This is a genomic window from Campylobacter concisus, assembly GCF_003048555.1.
Classification (GTDB): Bacteria; Campylobacterota; Campylobacteria; order Campylobacterales; family Campylobacteraceae; genus Campylobacter_A; species Campylobacter_A concisus_AO.
In genome coordinates this window covers 1-21,965 of sequence record NZ_PIRR01000021.1, presented here as the reverse complement: position 1 = coordinate 21,965, position 21,965 = coordinate 1, and the positions used below count along the sequence as shown (strand labels likewise).

Here is a 21,965-nt window from a genome sequence, read left to right as displayed (position 1 = left end):
TTAAATTTGAGCTTGTGAGCGATTAAAATTTATATGTATATCCCAAATAAAGACCTACATTTGTCTCTTTTATTTTTGCATTATCATATTTTGTTATAGAGCTATATTTTGTTCTATCTGCTTTTAGACCAAACTCAACTGCATTGTTTTCGTTGATAGAGTATTCAGTACCAATTCTTGCACCTAGTATCCAGCCATTTGTGTTAGCTTTTTCCGAGCCATCATGAGTGTCAAATACATCCATTTTAAGCTTTGAGTAGCCAGTGTAGCCACCAAGAACTAGTTTTATGTCCTTTGTCAATTCTGGTGTATAGTCTGCGCCTACTAGAAATTTATGCGTACTCCATTTTATTACTGTGCCATCTTCATCACCAAGTGATTTTTTGGCTTGAAAGTCATATATGTAAGCTCCATAAACTCTAAAACTATCAAAATCATAGCCAGCTTTTAGTCCAATACCTGGTTGAGCTTTTTTGACTTTTGTTGTGTCATTATCGCTTTTTGCTGTTAATTTTGAATTAAAAGAGTAATCTCCTTCGATCCCAATGAACGCTCCTTGTGCTAAAGCAGCAGCACTAGCCAGGCTTAATCCTAAAGCAACTTTTAAAACTACATTTTTCATTTTTACTCCTTATTTAAAAATGTTTGGCTGGTATTCTAAATTTTATTGGATTAAATAAAGTTTAAATATTCAATTAAATATATAAAAAACATAAAATAATTCAATTGTTTTCTTATCAGAATAAAATTTATAAAATCACTCAAAAAAAGGAGTGTAAAGTGGCTAAGATGACAAAACGTGATATGGCTTATCATCTAGACGTTGATGTTGCTACGCTTTACAACTGGCGAAAATACAAGCCAAACCTTTATCGTATTGTGATGCTTGGATTTAAATTTGATGAGCTTATAGAGCAGAGTAAAAAGACTTGCAACGAGCTTTGCGAATATGAAAATTTGATCAATCAAGACATAGAAAAATTTAGTAAATAATCGTTTAAAAATCGTAATCTCTTTTATAATAGCAAGAGTTAGAAAATTCAAAATTTCTAAGATATTTTTAGCTTGATATTTTAGGTAAAAAAAATTTGAGCTCAAAGCAACTGCTTCAAGCTCAGTTAAATTTACTCGTTTAGGATAGAGAGAAGCTCTTTATTGTCTTTTGTTTTTAACATTTTTGCATACAAGAATTTAAGCGCTTCGACGTCATCCATTGTCGCGATTGCAGAGCGAATAGCCCAAATTTTTTGAAGCTCATCAGGCTTTTGAAGTAGCTCTTCTTTTCTAGTGCCTGATTTTAGCACGTTGATAGCTGGGTAAATTCTGCGGTCTGAGATATTGCGGTCAAGCACGATCTCGCTGTTTCCAGTGCCTTTAAACTCTTCAAATATAACTTCGTCCATACGTGAACCAGTGTCTATTAGAGCAGTTGCGATGATGGTTAATGAGCCCCCATGCTCGATGTTTCTAGCTGCACCAAAAAAGCGTTTTGGTTTGTGAAGTGCGTTTGCGTCCACGCCGCCTGTTAGTACCTTGCCGCTTGGCGGGGTTACTGTGTTGTAGGCGCGTGCTAGACGGGTTATGCTATCAAGCAAGATGATGACGTCTTTGCCCATCTCAACTAGACGTTTTGCCTTTTCGATGACTAGCTCTGCTACGCGGACGTGATTAAGTGCTGGCAGGTCAAATGTCGAGCTAAATACCTCACCTTTTACGCAGCGCTGCATGTCTGTAACTTCTTCTGGTCTCTCATCTACTAGAAGCACCATGAGCTGGGCTTCTGGGTGATTTTTAGCGATGCCGTGAGCTAGCTCTTTCATAAGCTCAGTTTTACCGCTTCTTGGAGGTGCGACAATGAGGCCACGCTGACCTTTACCGATAGGCGTGAAAAGGTCAAGCACACGGCCCGTTAGCTTCATCGGATCATACTCTAAATTTAGCTTTTCGGTTGGAAATAGTGGGGTTAAGTTGTCAAATAACGGCCTCTCTTTTGCGTCTGCTAGAGGCATGTAATTTACCGCTTCGATCTTTAAAAGGGCGTAGTATTTTTCCTGATCTTTTGGCTCTCTTACTTGGCCGGTGATGATGTCGCCTACACGAAGTGTAAATTTGCGGATTTGAGAGTTTGAAACGTAGGCGTCGTTTGAGCTGTCGCTTAAATTTGCATCAACGGCTCTTAAAAAGCCGTAGCCCTCGTTTGTGATTTCTAAAATTCCAGTAAATAGTATAAAGCCACCTTGTTTTGTCTGGGTTTTTAGTATCTCAAATATCAAATCCTGCCTACGAAATTCGCGTGGATTTTCGACACCAACGCTATTTGCGATCTGCACTAGCTCATCTAAGCTAAGCGTTCTTAGCTCTTCGATCTTGTGTCCGTCTACTGGTATGTGTGTTCTTGATGCTTGATGTTTTTTTGTGGTTTTTGTGTTTTGAGCAGCACTTTGCTCGGTTTGGTTATTTTCCATATTTCCTCTTTAAATGCGGGGATAATTTTGCAGAATTTCTAGGTTTCAAAAAGAAGCTTTTGAAAGTTTTGGCATTTTATAAAAATAAAACTTTGTTGTCAAGAAATGGTATAAAATGAAATTTTTGCTCAAAAATGGTTGATTTGCTATAATCTCGCCATTTTATAACGATAATAAAAGAAGAAATTTATGCCTATTTTTGCAGTTTGTCTGCTTCAAATTTATGTATTTAAATTATGGTGCGTAATAGGCATTTGATGCAATAATATTGGTAAAAATTTTAGATAAAAGAAAGTAAAAATGCCACAAAGTAGATGTGCTCATTGTAGATTAAAATTTGATGAAAGCGTGATGATCTCAAATGAAGGCGGACTTAAATTTTGCTGTGTTGGTTGCAAAGGCGTTTATGAAATTTTAAATGAAAATGGGCTTAGCGAGTTTTATGAACGTCTTGGTAAAAATACACTTACACCGGCAAGCAACGGTGCAAATATCAAAAATTTAGCGGCAAATTTTAGTGAGCTTGTGACAAAAGAGGGCGACTTTAGTCAAATTTCATTTTTAATCGATGGCATCACTTGCTCAGCTTGCATCTGGCTACTTGAAAAGGCACTTTTTAACTTACCTGGCGTCTTGGAGGTAAATATCAACTCGCTTAATCAAAAGGCGGTCATTGTTTTTGATGAGCAAGAGCTTTTGGTAGAGCAAATAATTGAAAAAATTTATGCCGTTGGTTACGTTCCAAAGCCCTATGCTACGAGTCAAAAAGAGGACGAACTAGCTAAGAAAAGAAGAAATTTTTACACAAAAGCGCTAGTTGGTATCTTTGCTACGATGAACATTATGTGGCTGGCCATTGCTCAGTATAGCGGGTATTTTAGTGGCATAAGAGGCGATATAAAAGATATTTTAAGCTTTGCGCAGTTTGTATTAGCAACGCCTGTGCTTTTTTATACTGGTAGTGAGTTTTTTAAAGGAGCGAAGATAGCCATAAAAAACGCTTCACCAAATATGGATTTGCTCGTTATCACCGGAGCTAGTATAACCTATATCTACTCCATTTTTGCGATGTTTACGAGGAGTGGCGAGAGCTATTTTGACTCGGTTGCGATGATCATTACCTTTGTTTTTATCGGTAAATTTTTAGAAATTTTGGGTAAGAAAAAGGCGCTTGAGACTTCAAATTTCTTAAATGATATGCTGCTTACAAAGGTGTGCGTTTTAGAAGATGGTAAGGATATTTTAAAAGAGCCAAGAGATGTAAATTTGGGCGAAAAGATCATGCTTAGATCAGGTGAGAGGGCGCTACTTGATGGAGTGGTGCTTAGTGGCGAGGCAAGCGTGGATAGCTCAAGTCTAACGGGAGAGAGCCTGCCTGTGACCTTGGGAGTGGGGCAAGAGGTGAAAAGTGGTGTCATTTGTCAAAATGGACAAATCATCTACGAAGCAAAGGAAATTTTTAAAAATTCTTATCTAAATCAGCTTATAAATTTACTCCAAAATGCAGAGCTAAAAAAGCCAAATATCGAGCTAGTAGTCAATAAAATCGCTTCTAAATTTTCTCTTGGCGTGCTGACTTTGGCATTTTTTACATTTTGGTTTTGGTACTTTAAATATGGCTTTTCAGAGGCTATTGTCACGGCTGTTAGCGTCATCGTGATCGCTTGCCCTTGTGCGCTTGCGCTTGCCACGCCAGTTAGTAGTGTTTGCGCTCTTGGTGTAGCCTTTAAAAATAGAGTACTTTTTAAAGAGGCTAAATTTTTTGAAAGCCTTGCAAAGTGCGATGTAGCGGTATTTGACAAGACTGGCACGCTCACAAAGGCAGAATTTGAAGTTAGTGATTTTTTCATAAAAGAAAGCATAAGCTTAGATGAAATTTATTCGCTAGCTCTTATATCAAATCATCAAATAAGCGTGGCAGTGGCTAAATTTCTAAAGCAAAAAGGCGCAAGGAAAATAGAGCTTAAAAATATAAATTTAAGCGTGGCAAAGGGTGTTGAGGCTGAAATTTCAGGTAAAAAATTTTATGCAGGAAGCAAGCGATTTTTAGTTGAAAATGGTATTGGCTTTGATGAAGCTGAAGAAAATGTGAGCTTTTTTGTGGGGCTTAATGGTGAGTTAGTGGCGAAATTTTATCTAAAAGATAGTGTAAAGCCCGAGGCAAAGACCTTGATAGACGAGCTAAAGAGCGCTGGCATGAAAGTGTGTATCTTAAGTGGCGACGTGCAAAAAGTGGTAAAAAATGTGGCAGATGAGCTTGGCGTGAGTGAGTTTAGAGCAGAGATGTTGCCTGAAACGAAAGCTAAATTTATAAGCGAACTAAAAGAGCAGAGCAAAAAGGTTCTAATGGTAGGGGACGGCATAAACGACGCAGCAGCGCTTAGCCTTGCTTATGTTGCTATTTGTATGGGAAGCGGGGCGGCAATAAGCCTAGAAAGAAGCGATGTAGTGTTACTTGATGATAGTTTAAAAAGTCTAGCAAAGGCCATAAAAATCTCAAAATTTACTTACAAAACGATAAAGCAAAATTTGCTCTTTTGTCTTCTTTATAATGTTCTTGCTGTGCCATTTGCTGTGTGTGGCTATGTCATTCCGCTATTTGCTGCACTTTTTATGTCGCTTAGCTCGCTAAGTGTTATATTAAACTCGCTTTATATTGTTAGAAAATTTAAGGAAAAATAATGGATAGCGCGACACTTGCGATGCTGGTTTTTATCTCGGTTTTGATGGGGGCATTTTTGCTTTTTGGCGTGCTTTGGGGGATAAAAAATAAACAATTTGAGGACTACCGAAAATTTTTAGACGGAGCAAATTTGGACGATGAAGAGGCGCTAAATGAAGCTTATGAGCTAGAGCTTCGCAAAAAAGAAGCGCTAAAAAAGAGGCTAGAGGCTAGCAGTAAAGATAAGGCTAGCTCTCGATAGTTGGCTCGCCAAAGAGTCTATTTGCCTCTTTTAGAACCCCTTGTTCTCTTTGCCTTTGAAGCTCTTCTGGTGTTTTTGGCTCTTTATTTAGCATCAAAGAAAAGTTATTTTTCTCGTTTTGTAGCTCGCTTTTTATCTCAGTTTTTGGCTCATTTTTAGTTTCAATGTTATTTGCATTTAGTCTTGAAATTTCCTCATCAAGCTCGTCTAATTCGCTTTTTTCATTATTTTCTAAAGAGGCTTTAGGCATCTTAGTTTGTGCTTTTTGCTCATCACTCTTTGCATTTACTATCTTCGCATTTTGTCCAAAAAGCGTACGCAATATCTCGTTTAAAATTTTCCAATTTTTCTTAAAATATTCAAGATTTTCATCTTTTGCATTTACTATCAGTCCAAGCTCATTGTTATTAAAGAAGCTAAATTCTACAAATTCTTTAAAAAACTCGCCAAGATCGTAATTTCTATCATAAATTTTTGTTAAGAAGAGTTCGTATGGACCTTGCATTTTAGCAGGAGCTACTTGGCTTTTTTGAGTGATGACTTCTGTGATTTGAGTGGAATTTTCGCTATTTTTTGAGATCACTTCATTTATAGCGTCATCGATATCTTGTAAATTTAGCGCTTCTATCATCATAAAAAGCATTAGCATTAGTACAAAGCCATTGTCGCTACTTACGTTTAACATACCTTTAGCTTGTGCCAAAATCCTAAAAAATCTCTCATAAACAAGTAGTGAAATTTTTGAGTCGTTTTCTATAAATTTTTGCTTTAAATTTGCCAAAATTTCATCTATTATCATCTCTGGATCGTAGCTTTCAAGTTCGCTTACAAGCACTCTGATAGCATTTTTATCATGATTTAAAACATGAGTTATTATCTCTTCGATCTTTTCTGGATCAAGAAGTCCTAACATCGATGCTACGCCATTTGCCGTGACATTATTTGCCCCGTAAATGATAGCTTGATCAAGAAGTGTTAAAGTATCTCTTAGCGATCCTCCGCCACTTCTTGCTAAAATTTCAAGTGCCTCTTTTTCGTAGCTAATGCCTTCTTTGCTTAAAATAAACTCAAGATGTTTAATGATGCTATACCTACTTATTTGCTTAAACCTAAAATGCTGCGTTCTTGAAAGTACCGTTGTTGGGAGTTTTAATGGATCGGTCGTCGCTAGGATAAATTTTACATAGCTTGGTGGCTCTTCAAGCGTTTTTAAAAGGGCGTTAAATGCCTCTTTGGTTAGCATATGCACTTCGTCAATTATAAAAATTTTATATCTTGCCATTGCTGGAGCATATTTTGTTTGCTCTATTAGCTCTCTTATGTCATCTATCTTTCTGTGGCTAGCAGCGTCCATTTCGATGATGTCCATATGCCTTGACTCATTTGCCATGATGCATTGCGGACATACTTCACATGGTTTTGAGGTAGGTCCTTTTTCGCACACTAAAGCTTTTGAAAATATCCTAGCACTTGAAGTTTTACCACTGCCTCTAAGCCCAGAAAATAGATATGCGTGGCTTATGCGACCCTCGTCAAGTGCATGTATTAGGCTTTTGCTAACTGCTTCTTGACCGATAAGTTCATCAAAATTTTTAGGGCGATATTTTAAGGCTAGCGCTTGCAAGAGAACATCCTTTTTTTGTTATTTGGTTATAGATTTTATAAAAAAAGGTATAAATTTATGATTATTTATCCTTTTCATATAGTTAAAATTTTCGATCTTTTAGATTGCTTTTAGTTAAATTTTAGATAATTGGTAATTTAAAAAGGATGAAAATGTCTGCATTTTGGAGTGGATTTTTTACAAGTTTATCTTTAATATTGGCTATCGGCGCGCAAAATGCATTTGTTTTGAAGCAGGGTATAAAAAAGGAACATGTTTTCGCAGTTTGCTTAATATGCGCATTTAGTGATGCCTTGCTTATATTTGCTGGAGTTTTTGGTTTTGCAAAAGTGCTACAAAAATTTGAGTTTTTTAAACAGGTTGCCATATATGGTGGCTTTATCTTTTTATTTGTCTATAGTCTAAAGAGTTTGTATGGTGCATTTAAAAATCCCAAAAGCCTTCTTCCTAGTGCGCAACACGAGTCAAAATTTAGCAAAATAGTGCTTTTGACGCTTGCTTTTACTTGGCTAAATCCTCACGTCTATCTTGATACGATGCTTTTAATAGGATCTATTTCAACAAAATTTGGAGATGAAAATATAATTTTTGGCATCGGTGCTAGTCTTGCATCGCTATTTTTCTTCTTTTCTTTAGGATATGGAGCAAGAGTTCTCGCTCCAGTTTTTGCAAAAGAATTTTCATGGAAAATTTTAGAAATTTTTATTGGGATTATTATGCTTCTAATCGCTTTTAGTTTACTTTTTACTAAAGTATAGATAAGATACATAAAATTTTACGCTAAATATTTTGTATTTTTATATGTATTAAAAATTTACATATTATTAATGTAGGATGCATTGATATGTACGACGGAGATTTTATGTTTTAAATTTGATTAAAAAAGAAGTCTCCAAGCCCAAAACGAGCTTGGAGATTGCGTTTTAGCAAGAGAAGCAGGTCTTAAACTCATAAGCGGTTGGGCGCGCTTCGTAAGGCCAAACTTGAGTTTCAAATTTGAAGTGTTGATAGGTATCTATGAAAAGATCGCTCATTATCGGTTTTAGGTATTCGTTATCGCGAATTAGTGCTTCAAGGCTGCCACGGAGTGTGTGTGGGAGCTGCTCAATGCCGCGCTCTCTGATCTCATCTAGGTGAAGTTTAAATAAATTTTCATCCATAGGACCAACTGGCTCGTACTTGTTTTTGACACCGTCAATTCCTGCCATTAGCATCGCTGAGAAGGCTAGGTAAGGGTTTGCTGTGCTATCTGGAAATCTCATCTCAGCCCTAACTGACTTCTCGCCAGCGCCGTAAGGTATGCGTATGCTCGCTGAGCGGTTTTGACTAGAGTAGGTGAGTATAGATGGCGCTTCAAAGCCTGGGATTAGGCGTTTGTAGCTGTTTGTGCTTGGGTTAGTAAAGGCTGCAACGCTTCTTGCGTGTTTTAAAACGCCACCGATATAGTATCTTGCAAAGTCACTTAAATTTGCGTAGTTACCCTCTTTGTAGAATAAATTTTTACCATCTTTCCAGACTGATTGATGCACATGCATGCCGCTTCCATTGTCGCCATAAAGTGGTTTTGGCATAAATGTAACTGTTTTGCCGTTTAGGTGAGCGACCATGCGAACGACGTATTTGTAGATTTGAACATTATCGGCGGCTTCTACTAGATTGCCAAATTTCACGCCGATCTCACCTTGTCCTTGAGCGACTTCGTGATGACCCAAAAATACTTCAAGGCCAACTTGCTCTAAAACTTGCATCATCTCGGCTCTTAGATCTACCATGCTGTCGATTGGCTGAGTCATTAAGTAGCCGCCTTTTCTGCGTGGGCGATGACCTGTGTTGTAGCTATCTTTAAAGTCAGTAGCGTCGTTCCACTCACCTTCTTCGCTATCTACTTGATACATCGCACAGTTTGGGCTATCGATGATTTTGACATTATCAAAGACAAAAAATTCATTCTCAGGGCCAAAGTAAGCCTCGTCACCAAGACCACTATCTTTTACATATTGCATTGCTCTTTTAGCTATTGAGCGAGGACATTTTTCATAAATTTGACCCTTGTAAATGTCGTAAATATCGCAAAAAACAACAACTGTAATATCAGAAGTAAATGGGTCTAAAAATGCAGTTGTAGCTTCTGGCTTCATTATCATATCGCTCTTATCGATTGGTTGCCAGCCATGCATAGAGCTAGCGTCCATTGGGATGCCATTTGTGAAATTTTCTTTCGTAACAGCCTTTATATTGTAGCTAATGCTATGCCAAGCACCACCTAAATCAGTAAATCTAAAATCTACAAATTTGACTTCATTTTCTTTACAAAAATCAAAAAAATGATCTATATTTTGGACGAATTTTCCCACTTTTTTCTCCTTTTAATTTTTAAATTTTTCGTATTCTATCATAAAACCTAATATTTAAGATTAAATTTATATTTTATTTGAACCCAATCTAAAATTTTACTAATTCTCTATCTCTATTTTTAAAAATAGCACATTTTGAATAACCTAAATCTCTAGCTATTTGCTCGCAAATTTCACCATTTTTACCGATATCTTCTTTTTCGTGAGCGTCTGAGCCAAAGGTGATGGTTATATCTTTTTCGGCTATTAGTTCAAGTAAATTTACGCTTGGATATTGCTCGCCGATAGGTTTTCTAAAGCCAGCAGCATTTATCTCAACAACTAAATTTGCTTCTTTTATCGCATTTACTGCATTTTTAGCCAAAATTCTAACATCCTTTTTTGGCAAAAATTTAAAAAGTTTTAAAAGATCGATATGCCCCATAATGTCAAATTTGCCAAGCTTGGCTGATCTTTCTACGTGATCAAAATACTCTTGCCAAATTTGATCCAAGTCTTTGCCCTCGTAGCCACCGATAAATTCTGGATTGTCAAATGCCCAGCCATTAAAAAAATGCACAGAGCCTATCAGATAATCGACCTTTCTAGCAAAAACTCGCTCATCCATAAATCCATCTAAAAAATCCATCTCATAGCCAAGCAAAATTTCTATCTCACTGCCAAATTCATCTCTTAAACGTAAAATTTCATCTTCATAACCTTGCATTTCATCAAAGCTCATTCTGTAAGCTTCATCGTAGTTCATCGGTGCGTGATCACTAAAGCCAAAGTATTTTGTGCCAGCTTTTATTGCGTTTTGTACATACTCTCTTGGCTTGCCAACTGCGTGCTTGCAAAGTGGCGTATGGTTGTGAAGATCGACGGTCATTTTTAGCCTTTTAAGGTCGTTTATTTTTAAAAATGCTATCTAAAAATTTATAAATTTAAAGATAAAAGCATTGCCTTTAAACTTACTTTTTATTTAAATCCTATATAATCAAGCCAAATTTTATTAGGAGCTTTTATGACCCAAGAGGAACTTGACGCACTTATGGCAGGTGGGCTAGATGATGAGTTAGATAATGCTAAAGAAGATGCTGGCCAAGAGGTTGCGGACGTCAAAGAGGATACGGACGAGGTAACAGAAGTTGCAGAAGCAATCGATACTAAAGATGAGCCACAGTCAAAATCAGAAAGTAATTCAAAGAATGCAGAAAACTATAGAGTGAGTGCAGATGGCGTTTGGCCACCACCACCACCAACGGAAGATCACAAAATGGTGCATCAGCTTGATGACGTAACAAGAGATAGCGAAGAGAAAGCTACTCAGATGTTTGACAAGCTTGAGACGATAAATAACTTTTTTATGGACGCTGAGAGTGACTCAAATAGCCTAAAAGATGCGATAAACTCAAACATTGAGCTATTTACGACGCTAAGTGAGAAATTTCCAAATATCGCCGCATTTAGCGAAGCTTTGGAGAAAAATAACTCACTTCTTGGTACGATCGATAATATCATCGGAAATTTACAAATGGGACAAGATGAGATCATGATGGCTATGGATATGATGCAGTATCAAGACATTCATAGACAAAAGATCGAGCGTGTTATCAATGTTATGAGGGCGCTAAGCAAATATATGAATACCTTGTTTGAAGGTAAAATTGATGATGATAAGCGTGTTAGCTCTGCTGTTCACATCGCTGGTGATACAACGACTGAAAATCTTGTGAGCAACGACGATATCGAAGCTTTGATAGAAAGTTTGGGTAAAAAATAGTGCTAAAAAGGCCTGAGCTTTTATCTCCAGCTGGAAATTTAACAAAACTTAAAATAGCCCTTGAGTATGGAGCTGATGCCGTTTATGGCTCAGTGGCTAGTTTTTCACTAAGGACTAGATCAGCAAGGGAATTTAACCTTGAAACATTCAAAGAGGCGATAGACTACACACATGCAAAGGGAAAGAAATTTTATGCGACCATAAATGCTTTTCCTTTTAACTCTCAGATCGAGCCACTAAAAAGACACTTGCAGACTATCTCAGCGATGAAGCCAGATGCCTTTATCATCGCAACTCCAGGCGTTATGAGTCTAGCAAAAGCCATCGCTCCTGATATCGAGATACATCTCTCAACTCAGGCAAACGTTATGAATGTGCTTGATGCAAAAATTTATCACGATATGGGCGCAAAACGTATCGTCGTAGCACGCGAGATGAACTTAAAAGATGTCATAAAGATAAAAGAAGAAATTCCAACTCTTGATATCGAAATTTTTGTACATGGCTCGATGTGCTTTGCCTACTCTGGCAGGTGCTTGGTAAGCTCAGTGCAAAGCGGACGTATGTCAAATCGCGGCAGCTGTGCCAACGACTGCAGGTTTAAGTATGAACTTTACGCTAAAAACGAAGAGAGCGGTGTGCTTTTCCGCTTAGAAGAGGACGAAAACGGTACTCATATTATGAACTCAAAAGATCTTTGCCTCATCTCTCACATTAAAGAGATCGTTGATAGTGGCGTAATAGATAGCCTAAAAATAGAAGGTCGCACAAAGAGCGAGTACTACGCAGCTTGCACAGCAAGAGCCTATAAAATGGCGATAGATGATGCCATGGACGATAAATTTGACGCACAAATTTATGAAAATGAGATAAATACACTAAAAAATCGTGGCTTTACGGATGGATACTTAGTTCATAGACCTTATGAGCGAACCGATACGCAAAATCACGTTAGCAGCCTAGAAGAGGGCACACATCAGGTAAATGCAATAAGCGAAGATGGCGAGTTTTTTAAGTGCAAATATAAAATTTTTCCAGGCAATAGCTACGAGATCATGGCTCCTACTGGATCGATTATAGAAGATAGTGAAAATGAAATCTCAAAGGTTTATTCACAAGAGGGCAAGAAATTTATCAAATTTAAGCAGCTCATCACCAAAAAAGGTAAGGTTATGAGTGAAATTCACAGTGGCAATGAAAATGAGATAAGTCTTGGTGTTAAGCTACCAAAATTTAGCTTTTTGAGGGAAAAAATATGAAATTTGTTTCTATTATAATGGGAAGTAAGAGCGACTATGAGATAGTTAGTGAGGCGGCAAAAACTCTTGAAAAATTTGGCGTAAAATATGAACTGATAATCAGCTCAGCTCACAGAAGTCCAAAAAGAACAAGCGAGTATGTCGCAAATGCAGAAAAAAAAGGCGCAAAAGTCTTCATCGCAGCTGCTGGTATGGCAGCTCACCTAGCTGGAGCGATTGCCGCAAATACTACAAAACCAGTGATAGGCATACCAATGGCAGGTTCGGCTCTAAGTGGCGTTGATGCACTTTACTCAACTGTGCAAATGCCAAGTGGCATGCCAGTGGCAACTCTAGCTATCGGCAAGGCTGGCGCGATAAATGCAGCCTATCTTGCGGTACAAATTTTAGCACTTGAAGATGATAGTCTAGCAAGTGCTCTAAAAGCTGACAGAGAGGCGAAAATAAAGGCTTTAGAGGAAGATTCTTCAAAGGTTGAAGTGATACTGTAAAAAGGAGAAGCGGTGCAGACCTATCTTGGTGTTGATGAATTTTGCAAACTTGTGCACTTGGAGCGTGAAGTTATCGAAGATATGATAAATCGTGGCGTTTTGAAAACCAAAGAGGAAAATGGAGAAATTTTGATAGAAGCGAGCGAAGGAACGATGAGTGCTGTGCCTAGTGTTTCGCAAAATTTATCTTTGCAACCGCAAGGCCAAGATGGTATCAGCTTTGTTGAAAAGACGATTGGAACGATATTAAATTTACACGAAAAGGTGCTTGACGCAAAGGATGAGACACTTGAAACCCTAAGAAATGAGAATAAATTTTTAAAAGAGGCGCTTATTTCTATGCAAGAGCTCTATGATGAAGATAGAAAAACGGTCGAGACTCTTACAAAACAGCTTAAAATTTCACAAGATGAAGTTGAATTTCTAAAACGAAAATACAAGCTTATGTGGAACCAAGCGGTTGAAAATTTTAACGGACAAAAGTAGCTTATGAAGATTATAAATTTAGAAGATAGCTTTGAAATTTACGGAGTAAAAACTCGCACTAAAAATGAAGATGAGATAGCCGGCAAGGGTAAAATTCCAGCTTTATGGTCTAAATTTATGAGTGAGTACTACGATGGCAAGAGTGAAATTTATAGCGTTTACTGCAACTACGAAAGCGATCTTAACGGACATTACGATAACTTCATCGGCACAAGATCAAGCCACAAAAGTGATAAAATTTTAGAGATAAAAAGTGGCAAATATGCCGTTTTTAGTTTTGCAAATGAGCCACAAAATGTTGCAAAATTTTGGGGTGAAATTTGGAAATATTTTGAAAGTAGTGAGCTAAAAAGAGCCTATGAAACAGATTTTGAGCTTTACAGCAGCGACGAGATAAAAATTTATATTTCTATTTTGGGTTAGGAAAAATGAATAAAAAAAATAATAGTTCAATCTTAAGTTTTATCGAAAATTTTGGTAACAAATTGCCAAATCCAACTATGCTTTTTATCTATCTTTCGATTATTACGATAATAATATCGTTTGTATTAGAAAAGATGGGTGTTGGCGTAAGCTATCAGGCTATCAAAGACGGACAAATATTGCAGCTTAATGCAAATGTTATAAATTTGCTTTCTGCTGATAGCCTTAGATCTTTTGTTTCGTCTGTGCTTAAAAATTTTACTAGTTTTTATCCTTTGGGAGTAGTCTTTGCAATTATTCTAGGTATTGGTATTGCAGACAAGTCTGGACTTTTATCAGCACTTATGACAAAGATTGCCTTAAAATCTTCCAAAATATGGGTAACTCCAATCGTTATTTTTCTTGGTGTAATGTCAAATGTTGCTTCCTCGGTTGGCTATGTCGTGCTAATCCCGCTTGGAGCTATTTTATTTGCTGGATTTGGTCGCCATCCAATTGCTGGATTAGCTGCTGCTTTTGCTGGTGTTAGCGGTGGCTGGTCGGCAAATTTATTAATCGGTACAAATGACCCGATGTTTGCGGCATTTTCTATGCAAGCAGCTAGCGTATTAAATCCAGATTATGTAGTATTAGCAACTGCAAATTGGTATTTTATGATAGCTTCGACATTTTTGATCGTATTTGTTGGCTGGTTTGTAACGGATAAAATCGTAGAGCCTAGGCTTGGCAAATTTGATTTTTTAGGTGATTTTAGCTTACAAGAGCATAGCGAGATAAGTGTAGAGCAAAAACGTGGCTTAAAATTTTCACTTATAGCGTTGATTGTTTTTGTGATTTTATTGCTTGTGACTATTCTGCCTTCAGGCTCTTTATTTGGAGCAAAAGGCAATGAAAGCTTTATGAAATCTACTTTTATGCATTCTATTGTCGTTTTTATGATGTTACTTTTTATAGTGGTAGGTGTAGCTTACGGTGTAGGTGCTAGGAGTATAAAAAGCAGTAATGACGCCATAAAATTTATGGAACAATCTATTTCTGAGCTATCAGGGTTTTTGGTTTTGATATTTTTTGCAGCCCAGTTTACATATCTTTTTAATACCTCAAATATTGGGCTAGTACTTTCTATAAAAGGTTCTATTTTTCTAAAAGAGATTGGATTGACTGGACTTAGCCTTATCATAGTTTTTATTTTCTTGATCGCTTTTATAAATTTATTTATAGCTGTTGATTCTGCAAAGTGGGCGATGATGGCTCCAATTTTTGTTCCAATGTTTATGAATCTTGGACTCTCACCAGAGCTTACACAGGCTGCTTTTAGAATAGGCGACTCTACTACAAATATCATAACGCCTTTGATGCCGTTTTTTGTTTTGATAGTAGCTTTTATGCAAAAATACAATAAAGAGTTAAAAATCGGATCAGTGGTTTCTATTATGCTTCCTTATACGGTTGCATTTTTAATTTCTTGGACAGCACTAATGTCATTTTGGTACGTTTTTGATCTACCACTAGGACCTGGTGCAGTTATACACTATGTAAAGTAAAATTTTAAAAGGAAAGCAATGACATTTTCACAAATAATATTAACCCTTCAAAACTATTGGCAAGAGCAAGGTTGTGTCATACTTCAGCCATACGACATGCCAGCAGGTGCAGGCACATATCATCAGGCGACATTTTTAAGAAGCCTCGGACCAAAGCCGTGGGCGACTGCATACGTAGCTCCAAGCCGCCGTCCGACTGATGGTAGATACGGCGAAAATCCAAACCGCCTAGGCGCTTATTATCAGTTTCAAGTACTCATAAAGCCAAGTCCAGAAAATATCCAAGAGCTTTATCTAAAAAGCCTTGAAAAGCTTGGGTTAAATTTAAAAGATCACGACATCCGATTCGTCGAGGATAACTGGGAGAGCCCGACTCTGGGCGCTTGGGGGCTAGGCTGGGAGGTCTGGCTAGATGGCATGGAAGTGACGCAGTTTACCTATTTTCAACAAGTGGGTGGCATCGCATGCGAGTTGATTTCTGGTGAGATAACATACGGACTTGAGCGCTTAGCCATGTATCTCCAAGACGTAAATAGCGTCTATGACATCGTTTGGGACGACTCTAATGGCAACATCGTAACCTACGCCGACGTGCATAAACAAGGTGAGTATGAGTGGAGTAAATATAACTTTGAAGTAGCAAACGTCGATATGCTTTTTAACCAGTTCGAAAACGCATTTAACGAGTGCAAACGCTGCTTAGAGGCTAAAATTTCACTGCCAGCGTATGATTATTGCATGCTTGCGGCTCACACATTTAACGTCCTTGATGCGCGTGGGGCGATAAGTGTTACACAAAGGCAAGACTACATCCTAAAAATCCGCGAGCTGGCCAAAGAGTGTGCGCTAACTTATAAAGAGAGCCTAGAGCAAAAGTAAAATTTTATGAAAATAGCTGAAATTTATAAAATTTTAGATGAAATTTGCCCATTTGCGAGCCAAGAGTCCTGGGACAATAGTGGCCTACAAGTTGGCTCATTTGATAGCGAATTTGAGCGAATTTATCTAAGTCTTGATTTGGATAGCGAACTTTTGCAAAATGTCTTGCCAAATTCGCTCATCATCACTCACCATCCGCTCATTTTTAAGGGGTTAAAAAGCCTAGACTACAGCCTTTATCCAAGCTTACTCATAAGAGAGATGATGATAAAAAATATCTCGCTCATCTCGCTTCATACAAATGCCGACCTTGCTTTTTTAAATGAAAAATTTGTGATACAGGTTTTAGGGCTTGAAATTTCGAACAAAGAGGGCTTTTTGATCTATGCTGATGTGAAGATGAAATTTAGCGAGCTTTGCAAATTTGTAAAAGAAAAACTTGGGCTAGAAAATTTAAGAGTGGTTCATGCAAAAGATGAAATTTCTAAAATTTGTATCTGCACCGGAAGTGGCGCAGATCTCATCCAAGATGTAAAAGCAGACGTCTTTTTAACGGGTGATCTAAAATATCACCAAGCCCTTTATGCGAAGGAAAATGGGCTAAATTTAATCGATATAAATCACTATGAAAGTGAACGTTGTTTTGGTGATTTTTTAGCAAAATATTTGCAAAATCTGAAAATTGAAGTTATAATACGCAATTCTAAAAATCCATTTACATATTGCTAACAAAAAAAGGAAACATTATGAATAAATACTTACAACAATTAGTTGAATTATCTGACCTTGATAAACAAATAGATGGCTTTATACCACGCATTCAGGATATAGAAAAGGCTTATAAAAATATAGAAGAAGAGTGCGAAACTATAACGGTTAATATAGAAAGACTAGATGAAGAGGTAAGTGACTTAAAGTCTCAAAAATCAGGTACAAATGCTCATATTGCCGAGTTTAGTGCAAAGATAAAAGATGTAGCTAAAAAAAGTTCAAGTGCAAAAAGCGAAAAGGAAATAAAAGCTCTAAGCCTTGAAGAAGATATCGCGAAAGAGCAGCTTGAAGCAGCAAATGAAGAGATAGCTAGACTTGAAAAACTAATAGATAGTAAAAACAGTCAAAAGGATGAGCTAAATACCAAAAAAGCCGAGCTTGAAGGAAATTTAGAAAAGATAAAAAGCAATGCTTCATCTGAGCTTGAAAGTATTGAAAAAGAACGCAAAGAGGTCTATGCGAAAAAAGATAAGCTTGTTGCTGCAATGAATCAAAAAATTCTAGCATTTTATGAAAAGATAAGAAAATGGGCTCACAATACAGCTGTTGTTCCTGTAAAAAAACAAGCTTGTTATGGTTGTTTCATGCAGATAAATGACAAAACTTTCTCTGCTGTTATAAAGGGCGAAGATATCGTTACATGTCCACATTGTGGCAGAATTTTATATAAACAAGAGCAATAACACATTTCGTGATAATAATATATTACTTTCTAGCCTCAATACTCTATATATTTGGGGCTATCTTTCTATTTATTTTAAGTTTTAAAAAAAAGTATCATAAGTCGATTCCAGCACGTTTTTTCCTCTTTAATAATCCTAAATTTCAAGATGCAGATGTGCATTTTCACGCTTGCTCATTTGGCGAGATACAAGCACTCAAACCTTTGATACAAAAATTTGATAGTAAAGCCATAAGTGTGGTGACAAATACAGGCTTTGAAGCGGCAAGTAAAATTTGCTCTAACACGAGATTCTTGCCGTTTGAAATTTTTTTGCCATTTTGGTTAAAAAAGAGCAAAATTTTAGTTATTTTTGAGGCAGAGCTTTGGCTCATGCTGGTTTTCATGGCGAAGTTAAAAGGCAGCCGCGTGATATTAATAAATTCGAGAATTTCAGATAGAAGCTACAAAAGCTACTTGAAATTTGGCTTTTTTTACAGATATCTTTTTAAATTCATAGATAAAATTTACGCTCAAAGTGAGCTTGATAAAGAGAGGCTAAAGTCGCTTGGTGCAGGTGAAATAGAGGTTGTTGGCAACATAAAGGCTGCGTTTTTGCCAAGCGTGAGTAAAATTTATGAAAAGCCAAAAGCTAGAGTGATCGTGCTGGCAAGTACGCATTTGGGCGAAGAAGAGATGATTTTGCAAAATTTAAATTTAAAAGAAAATGATCTTTTAATCATCGCACCACGCCATCCTGAGAGGTTCGCAGAGGTTGAGAAGATAGCAGGCGACTACGCTAAAAAGCATGGCTTTAGTTTTGCTAAATTTAGCCAAACACATAAATTTGAAGCTAAAGTAAATTTGCTTGACACTTTAGGCGAGCTTGTAAATGTCTATGCTATTAGCGATATAGTAGTGCTTGGAGGTAGTTTTGTGCCAAATATTGGCGGGCACAATCCAATCGAGTGCGCGCAATTTAACCCGGTGATAATTAGTGGAGAGTTTTTATTTAACCAAAATGCGCTATTTGGCCTAGTTGAAAACATTTATATCGCAAAGGCTAGCGATATCAGTGGCATAATAGATAGTGACGCCAAAAAGAGCAAGATTGCCGTGCAGGCCAGCGCTGATGCGATCATAGAAGATATAAGGAGCACTTTATGAGTGAAGAAAAAGCGTATAAAATTTTAGCCAAACAAAAAAATATCTCAAACAACGAGGCAAAGGAGCTAATCGACAGCGGACTAGTCTATGCCAAGGGGCAAAAGGTGATGATCGCTCGTGCGCTAATGAGTGAAAATACTAAATTTAGCGTCGAAGAGATGCCAAAGCCAAGCGTTATCTTTGAAGATGAAAATTTAATAGCAATCAGTAAGCCAGCTGCTATAACTAGCGAAAAAATCAGTCAAATTTATAAATTTCCACTTCTTCACAGGCTTGATAAAGATACAAGTGGCGTGCTACTTCTTGTAAAAAATGACGAATTTGCAACACTTGCTATAAATGAGTTTAAAAAGATGAAGGTTGAGAAAATTTACGTAGCCGCAGTTAGGGGTATTATGAGCGAGGAAGTGGTCGTAAATGAGCCGATCTTAACTATAAAAAATAAAAATGGCGCTTTTTCAAAGATATCAAAAGATGGCAAAGAGGCGATCAGTGAAATTTCACCGCTCATGGTTGTGGGTAAAAAAACGCTGGTAAAAGTTGCCATAAAAACAGGCAGAACGCACCAAATAAGAGTGCATTTGGCTAGTTTAAATTTACCTATCGTTGGCGATGAAAAATACGGCAAAAATACGGCAAATAGAATGTTTTTACATGCCTATTCTATCGCTCTTTTAAACTATAAATTTAAAGCGCCAATCCCAAAAGAATTTAACTCTATTGGATTTGAGCTATCTAATAAATTTGAAATTTAAAGAGCAATAAAGAAATTATTTAGTAATATACGCCCTTTAATAACAACTTAGAAAGGTGATTAGTGTTCGAACAAATTAGCGAGTCTTTTAGATTAGCAGTTAGCAAGATACGTTTTGTAGATGACGAAAAAGCTCTAAAAAACGCACTTGACGTGCTCAAAAAAGCTCTTTTAAAAGCTGATGTTCATCATAAAGTCACTAAAGATCTACTTGCATCTATCGAAAGTGACCTAAAGCAAACTGGCGTTGGTCAAAAGAATTTCCTAGATGCGATCAAATCAAATTTAACGACTATATTAACAGCTCCTGGCAACCAAGGCTTTGTCTATGCACCAGTTGCGCCGACCATTGTTTTGATGGCTGGTTTGCAAGGTAGTGGTAAAACAACAACAACTATCAAGCTTGCAAACTATCTAAAGCTAAGAAAGAAAAAAGTTTTAGTTGCGGCTTGTGACTTGCAAAGATTAGCGGCGATTGAGCAGCTAAGACAGCTCTGCATTGCAAATGAGATCGATCTTTTTTATATAGAAAATGAAAATAATCCTATAAAAGTAGCAAAAGAAGCATTAGAAAAAGCAAAAATTGGTCTTTACGATGTGCTTTTAGTGGATACCGCTGGTCGTCTTGCGATTGATGAAAAGTTGATGCAAGAGATAAAAGATGTAAAAAATGCGATAAATCCACATGAAATTTTTTACGTAGCTGATGCTATGAGCGGACAAGATGCTGTAAAAACAGCTACAAGTTTTAATGAAATTTTGGGAATTTCTGGAGTTATCCTTTCTAAATTTGACTCTGATTCAAAGGGTGGCGTAGCTATTAGCATCGCAAAACAGCTAAATATACCGCTTAGATTTGTCGGCACTGGCGAGAAAGTAGCTGATATCGAGAGTTTTATACCAGATCGCATTGTAAGCCGTATAATGGGCGAGGGTGACTTGGCTACTTTGGTCGAGAAAACATCAACCATTATCGATGAAAAAGAGGCGAAACGTCTAAATCAAAAGATAAAAAAAGGTCAGTTTAATTTTAATGACTTTTTGGATCAAATGGAAAGCGTTAAAAAGCTTGGCAGTATGAAGTCTTTGATGGGGATGATACCTGGTCTTTCAAATATTGCAAATCAGATAAAAGATATAGATCTTGATAATTCAAAAGAAATTTTACATATTAAGGCTATGATAAACTCTATGACGCAAAAAGAGCGTGAAAATCCTGAACTTTTGAATAATAGTAGAAAAAGACGTTTAGCGGCTGGCTCCGGACTTTCTCAGATAGAGGTAAATCGATTTTTAAAGCAGTTTGAAAATGCCTCAAAACTTGCTAAGAAATTTTCAGGAAAAGGTGGAGCAAAAGGACTTGCAAATATACTTTCTCAAGCAAATTTTAAAAGACCTGTTTGATAAAAGGGTTTAAATTTGGATATTTGTTATCCAAATTTAAGCTTTATTTAAAAACAAGAGGAGAAATATAATATGGCAACAGTAGTAAGACTAACAAGAATGGGACGTAAGAAAAGACCTTTTTATCGTATAGTTGTTACAGATAGCAGAAAAAGACGTGATAGTGGCTGGATAGAAAGTATTGGCTATTACAATCCTATGGTTGAGCCAAATGTTATAAATTTCAATAAAGAGAGATTAGATTACTGGAAAAGCGTTGGTGCTAAACTTAGTGATAGAGTTGCACAAATTACAAAATAATGGTTAAAAATTTTTTATACGAATATGCCAAGTTGATTGCTGATTTTCCTGATAAAGTAAGTGTTGATCGTCAGGAACTTGGTGAAAATTTTGCTGAGATAATTATAAGTGCCGATAAGGTTGATACAGGAAAACTTATCGGTAAAGATGGCAAAATGATAAACGCTATAAAGACCGTTATTATTGGTTGTAAAGCTAAAGATAATACAAGTTATAGAGTAACGGTAAAAGCTATTGAATAGTGATATTGTTGAAGTCGCTACCATCGGAAGATGTGTTGGTTTAAAGGGCTACTTAAAGCTTCACAATAAGAGCGACTTCCCAGAACAGTTTAAAAAAGGTGCAACCTTTTTTGATAAAAACAATGATCAGCTGACCATAAAAGACTACAATAGACAAAAAGAGCTGGTGTTGTTTGAAAATTTTGATGACTTAGACCTTGCTAAAACGCTTGTAAATAGAACTATATATACCACAAAAGAGCTCACTAGAAAAAACTGCAAATTAAAAAAAAATGAATTTTTTCAGTTTGATATTATTGGCTTAAAAGTTATAGAAAATGGTGGAATTTTAGGTATTGTAGAAGATATCCAAGATAATTTTGCAAATTCACTTTTATACATAAAAACAGACGAAGAGCTTATTATGGACGGCAATCCGAAGGAGTTTTATATTCCATATTTAGAGCATTTTATTA

The 21,965-nt window shown here is 36.7% G+C and carries 24 protein-coding genes; 19 read left to right on the top strand and 5 right to left on the bottom strand.

The window, feature by feature from the left end:
• Window positions 1-22 precede the first annotated feature (22 nt).
• Window positions 23-622: an outer membrane beta-barrel protein gene (locus tag CVS92_RS05400; protein ID WP_107695217.1), complete on the bottom strand. Its 600-nt coding sequence runs from the start codon at window positions 620-622 to the stop codon at window positions 23-25.
• A gap of 158 nt (window positions 623-780) precedes the next feature.
• On the opposite strand from CVS92_RS05400, the gene CVS92_RS05395 reads away from it, so the two are divergent.
• Entirely contained in the window at window positions 781-993 is a 213-nt protein-coding gene (locus CVS92_RS05395; protein ID WP_009294027.1) for a transcriptional regulator, read from the top strand.
• A 131-nt stretch (window positions 994-1,124) separates the two neighbouring features.
• Here CVS92_RS05395 and rho read toward each other — a convergent pair whose 3' ends face one another.
• Window positions 1,125-2,465: a transcription termination factor Rho gene (gene rho, locus CVS92_RS05390; RefSeq protein ID WP_107788769.1), complete on the bottom strand. Its 1,341-nt coding sequence runs from the start codon at window positions 2,463-2,465 to the stop codon at window positions 1,125-1,127.
• A gap of 300 nt (window positions 2,466-2,765) precedes the next feature.
• On the opposite strand from rho, the gene CVS92_RS05385 reads away from it, so the two are divergent.
• Both CVS92_RS05385 and ccoS read left to right on the top strand, forming a co-directional pair.
• Window positions 2,766-5,147, top strand: coding sequence for a heavy metal translocating P-type ATPase (locus CVS92_RS05385; protein ID WP_107788768.1), 2,382 nt, complete (start codon window positions 2,766-2,768; stop codon window positions 5,145-5,147).
• Window positions 5,147-5,389 (top strand): cbb3-type cytochrome oxidase assembly protein CcoS, encoded by a 243-nt coding sequence (gene ccoS / locus CVS92_RS05380; RefSeq protein WP_021090484.1) that lies wholly within the window; start codon window positions 5,147-5,149, stop codon window positions 5,387-5,389. Before CVS92_RS05385 ends, ccoS begins: the two co-directional genes overlap by 1 nt.
• On the opposite strand, the gene CVS92_RS05375 is transcribed toward ccoS, so the two are convergent.
• Window positions 5,376-7,013: a DNA polymerase III subunit gamma/tau gene (locus CVS92_RS05375; RefSeq protein ID WP_084108030.1), complete on the bottom strand. Its 1,638-nt coding sequence runs from the start codon at window positions 7,011-7,013 to the stop codon at window positions 5,376-5,378. The two genes, ccoS and CVS92_RS05375, sit on opposite strands and share 14 nt — an antisense overlap.
• 152 nt (window positions 7,014-7,165) lie before the next feature.
• Here CVS92_RS05375 and CVS92_RS05370 point away from each other — a divergent pair, with 152 nt between their 5' ends.
• A complete protein-coding gene (locus CVS92_RS05370; protein ID WP_107788767.1) occupies window positions 7,166-7,771 on the top strand; it encodes a LysE/ArgO family amino acid transporter in 606 nt (201 codons plus the stop codon).
• Between the two features lie 165 nt (window positions 7,772-7,936).
• Here the strand turns inward: CVS92_RS05370 and glnA are convergent, their stop codons facing one another.
• Both glnA and CVS92_RS05360 read right to left on the bottom strand, forming a co-directional pair.
• On the bottom strand, window positions 7,937-9,367 hold the full coding sequence (gene glnA, locus CVS92_RS05365) for a type I glutamate--ammonia ligase (protein WP_107788766.1): 1,431 nt from the start codon (window positions 9,365-9,367) through the stop codon (window positions 7,937-7,939).
• Window positions 9,368-9,455: 88 nt separating this feature from the next.
• Entirely contained in the window at window positions 9,456-10,235 is a 780-nt protein-coding gene (locus tag CVS92_RS05360; protein ID WP_107788765.1) for a histidinol-phosphatase, read from the bottom strand.
• A 135-nt stretch (window positions 10,236-10,370) separates the two neighbouring features.
• Here CVS92_RS05360 and CVS92_RS05355 point away from each other — a divergent pair, with 135 nt between their 5' ends.
• From CVS92_RS05355 to rimM, 15 genes are all read left to right on the top strand, one after another.
• Window positions 10,371-11,129 carry a chemotaxis protein gene (locus CVS92_RS05355; RefSeq protein ID WP_107788764.1) on the top strand — a complete coding sequence of 253 codons (759 nt, stop codon included), beginning with the start codon at window positions 10,371-10,373 and terminating at the stop codon, window positions 11,127-11,129.
• Window positions 11,129-12,388, top strand: a complete 1,260-nt coding sequence (locus tag CVS92_RS05350; RefSeq protein ID WP_107788763.1) for a peptidase U32 family protein — start codon at window positions 11,129-11,131, stop codon at window positions 12,386-12,388. The genes CVS92_RS05355 and CVS92_RS05350 overlap by 1 nt, the downstream gene beginning before the upstream one ends.
• A complete protein-coding gene (gene purE / locus CVS92_RS05345) occupies window positions 12,385-12,879 on the top strand; it encodes a 5-(carboxyamino)imidazole ribonucleotide mutase (protein WP_103560332.1) in 495 nt (164 codons plus the stop codon). The genes CVS92_RS05350 and purE overlap by 4 nt, the downstream gene beginning before the upstream one ends.
• A gap of 12 nt (window positions 12,880-12,891) precedes the next feature.
• Window positions 12,892-13,365: a DUF3972 domain-containing protein gene (locus CVS92_RS05340; RefSeq protein WP_107788762.1), complete on the top strand. Its 474-nt coding sequence runs from the start codon at window positions 12,892-12,894 to the stop codon at window positions 13,363-13,365.
• 3 nt (window positions 13,366-13,368) lie between these two features.
• Entirely contained in the window at window positions 13,369-13,788 is a 420-nt protein-coding gene (locus CVS92_RS05335) for a GyrI-like domain-containing protein (RefSeq protein ID WP_107788761.1), read from the top strand.
• Window positions 13,789-13,793: 5 nt separating this feature from the next.
• Entirely contained in the window at window positions 13,794-15,332 is a 1,539-nt protein-coding gene (locus tag CVS92_RS05330) for an AbgT family transporter (RefSeq protein ID WP_107788760.1), read from the top strand.
• A gap of 18 nt (window positions 15,333-15,350) precedes the next feature.
• Entirely contained in the window at window positions 15,351-16,211 is an 861-nt protein-coding gene (glyQ, locus tag CVS92_RS05325; protein WP_087580024.1) for a glycine--tRNA ligase subunit alpha, read from the top strand.
• 6 nt (window positions 16,212-16,217) lie between these two features.
• On the top strand, window positions 16,218-16,940 hold the full coding sequence (locus tag CVS92_RS05320) for a Nif3-like dinuclear metal center hexameric protein (RefSeq protein WP_107788759.1): 723 nt from the start codon (window positions 16,218-16,220) through the stop codon (window positions 16,938-16,940).
• A 17-nt stretch (window positions 16,941-16,957) separates the two neighbouring features.
• Window positions 16,958-17,665, top strand: a complete 708-nt coding sequence (locus CVS92_RS05315; RefSeq protein WP_107788758.1) for a zinc ribbon domain-containing protein — start codon at window positions 16,958-16,960, stop codon at window positions 17,663-17,665.
• A gap of 8 nt (window positions 17,666-17,673) precedes the next feature.
• Window positions 17,674-18,810, top strand: a complete 1,137-nt coding sequence (gene waaA, locus CVS92_RS05310) for a lipid IV(A) 3-deoxy-D-manno-octulosonic acid transferase (RefSeq protein WP_107788757.1) — start codon at window positions 17,674-17,676, stop codon at window positions 18,808-18,810.
• Window positions 18,807-19,565 carry an RluA family pseudouridine synthase gene (locus tag CVS92_RS05305; RefSeq protein ID WP_107788756.1) on the top strand — a complete coding sequence of 253 codons (759 nt, stop codon included), beginning with the start codon at window positions 18,807-18,809 and terminating at the stop codon, window positions 19,563-19,565. Before waaA ends, CVS92_RS05305 begins: the two co-directional genes overlap by 4 nt.
• A 62-nt stretch (window positions 19,566-19,627) precedes the next feature.
• Window positions 19,628-20,968 (top strand): signal recognition particle protein, encoded by a 1,341-nt coding sequence (ffh, locus tag CVS92_RS05300; RefSeq protein ID WP_107788755.1) that lies wholly within the window; start codon window positions 19,628-19,630, stop codon window positions 20,966-20,968.
• A gap of 72 nt (window positions 20,969-21,040) precedes the next feature.
• A complete protein-coding gene (gene rpsP / locus CVS92_RS05295) occupies window positions 21,041-21,268 on the top strand; it encodes a 30S ribosomal protein S16 (protein ID WP_009293992.1) in 228 nt (75 codons plus the stop codon).
• The gene (locus CVS92_RS05290; RefSeq protein ID WP_072594183.1) at window positions 21,268-21,510 is read left to right on the top strand and encodes a KH domain-containing protein; all 243 of its coding nucleotides are present in this window, start codon (window positions 21,268-21,270) and stop codon (window positions 21,508-21,510) included. Before rpsP ends, CVS92_RS05290 begins: the two co-directional genes overlap by 1 nt.
• On the top strand, window positions 21,503-21,965 hold a 463-nt coding region (gene rimM / locus CVS92_RS05285; RefSeq protein WP_107788754.1), incomplete at its 3' end, for a ribosome maturation factor RimM. The genes CVS92_RS05290 and rimM, both read left to right, overlap by 8 nt.

Bases quoted from the DNA above. Each gene is read 5' to 3' on its own strand.
- CVS92_RS05400 (WP_107695217.1), bottom strand. From the start codon at position 622: ATGAAAAATGTAGTTTTAAAAGTTGCTTTAGGATTAAGCCTGGCTAGT.
- rho (WP_107788769.1), bottom strand. From the start codon at position 2,465: ATGGAAAATAACCAAACCGAGCAAAGTGCTGCTCAAAACACAAAAACC.
- CVS92_RS05385 (WP_107788768.1), top strand. From the start codon at position 2,766: ATGCCACAAAGTAGATGTGCTCATTGTAGATTAAAATTTGATGAAAGC.
- ccoS (WP_021090484.1), top strand. From the start codon at position 5,147: ATGGATAGCGCGACACTTGCGATGCTGGTTTTTATCTCGGTTTTGATG.
- CVS92_RS05370 (WP_107788767.1), top strand. From the start codon at position 7,166: ATGTCTGCATTTTGGAGTGGATTTTTTACAAGTTTATCTTTAATATTG.
- CVS92_RS05360 (WP_107788765.1), bottom strand. From the start codon at position 10,235: ATGACCGTCGATCTTCACAACCATACGCCACTTTGCAAGCACGCAGTT.
- CVS92_RS05355 (WP_107788764.1), top strand. From the start codon at position 10,371: ATGACCCAAGAGGAACTTGACGCACTTATGGCAGGTGGGCTAGATGAT.
- purE (WP_103560332.1), top strand. From the start codon at position 12,385: ATGAAATTTGTTTCTATTATAATGGGAAGTAAGAGCGACTATGAGATA.
- CVS92_RS05335 (WP_107788761.1), top strand. From the start codon at position 13,369: ATGAAGATTATAAATTTAGAAGATAGCTTTGAAATTTACGGAGTAAAA.
- CVS92_RS05330 (WP_107788760.1), top strand. From the start codon at position 13,794: ATGAATAAAAAAAATAATAGTTCAATCTTAAGTTTTATCGAAAATTTT.
- glyQ (WP_087580024.1), top strand. From the start codon at position 15,351: ATGACATTTTCACAAATAATATTAACCCTTCAAAACTATTGGCAAGAG.
- CVS92_RS05320 (WP_107788759.1), top strand. From the start codon at position 16,218: ATGAAAATAGCTGAAATTTATAAAATTTTAGATGAAATTTGCCCATTT.
- CVS92_RS05315 (WP_107788758.1), top strand. From the start codon at position 16,958: ATGAATAAATACTTACAACAATTAGTTGAATTATCTGACCTTGATAAA.
- CVS92_RS05305 (WP_107788756.1), top strand. From the start codon at position 18,807: ATGAGTGAAGAAAAAGCGTATAAAATTTTAGCCAAACAAAAAAATATC.
- rpsP (WP_009293992.1), top strand. From the start codon at position 21,041: ATGGCAACAGTAGTAAGACTAACAAGAATGGGACGTAAGAAAAGACCT.
- CVS92_RS05290 (WP_072594183.1), top strand. From the start codon at position 21,268: ATGGTTAAAAATTTTTTATACGAATATGCCAAGTTGATTGCTGATTTT.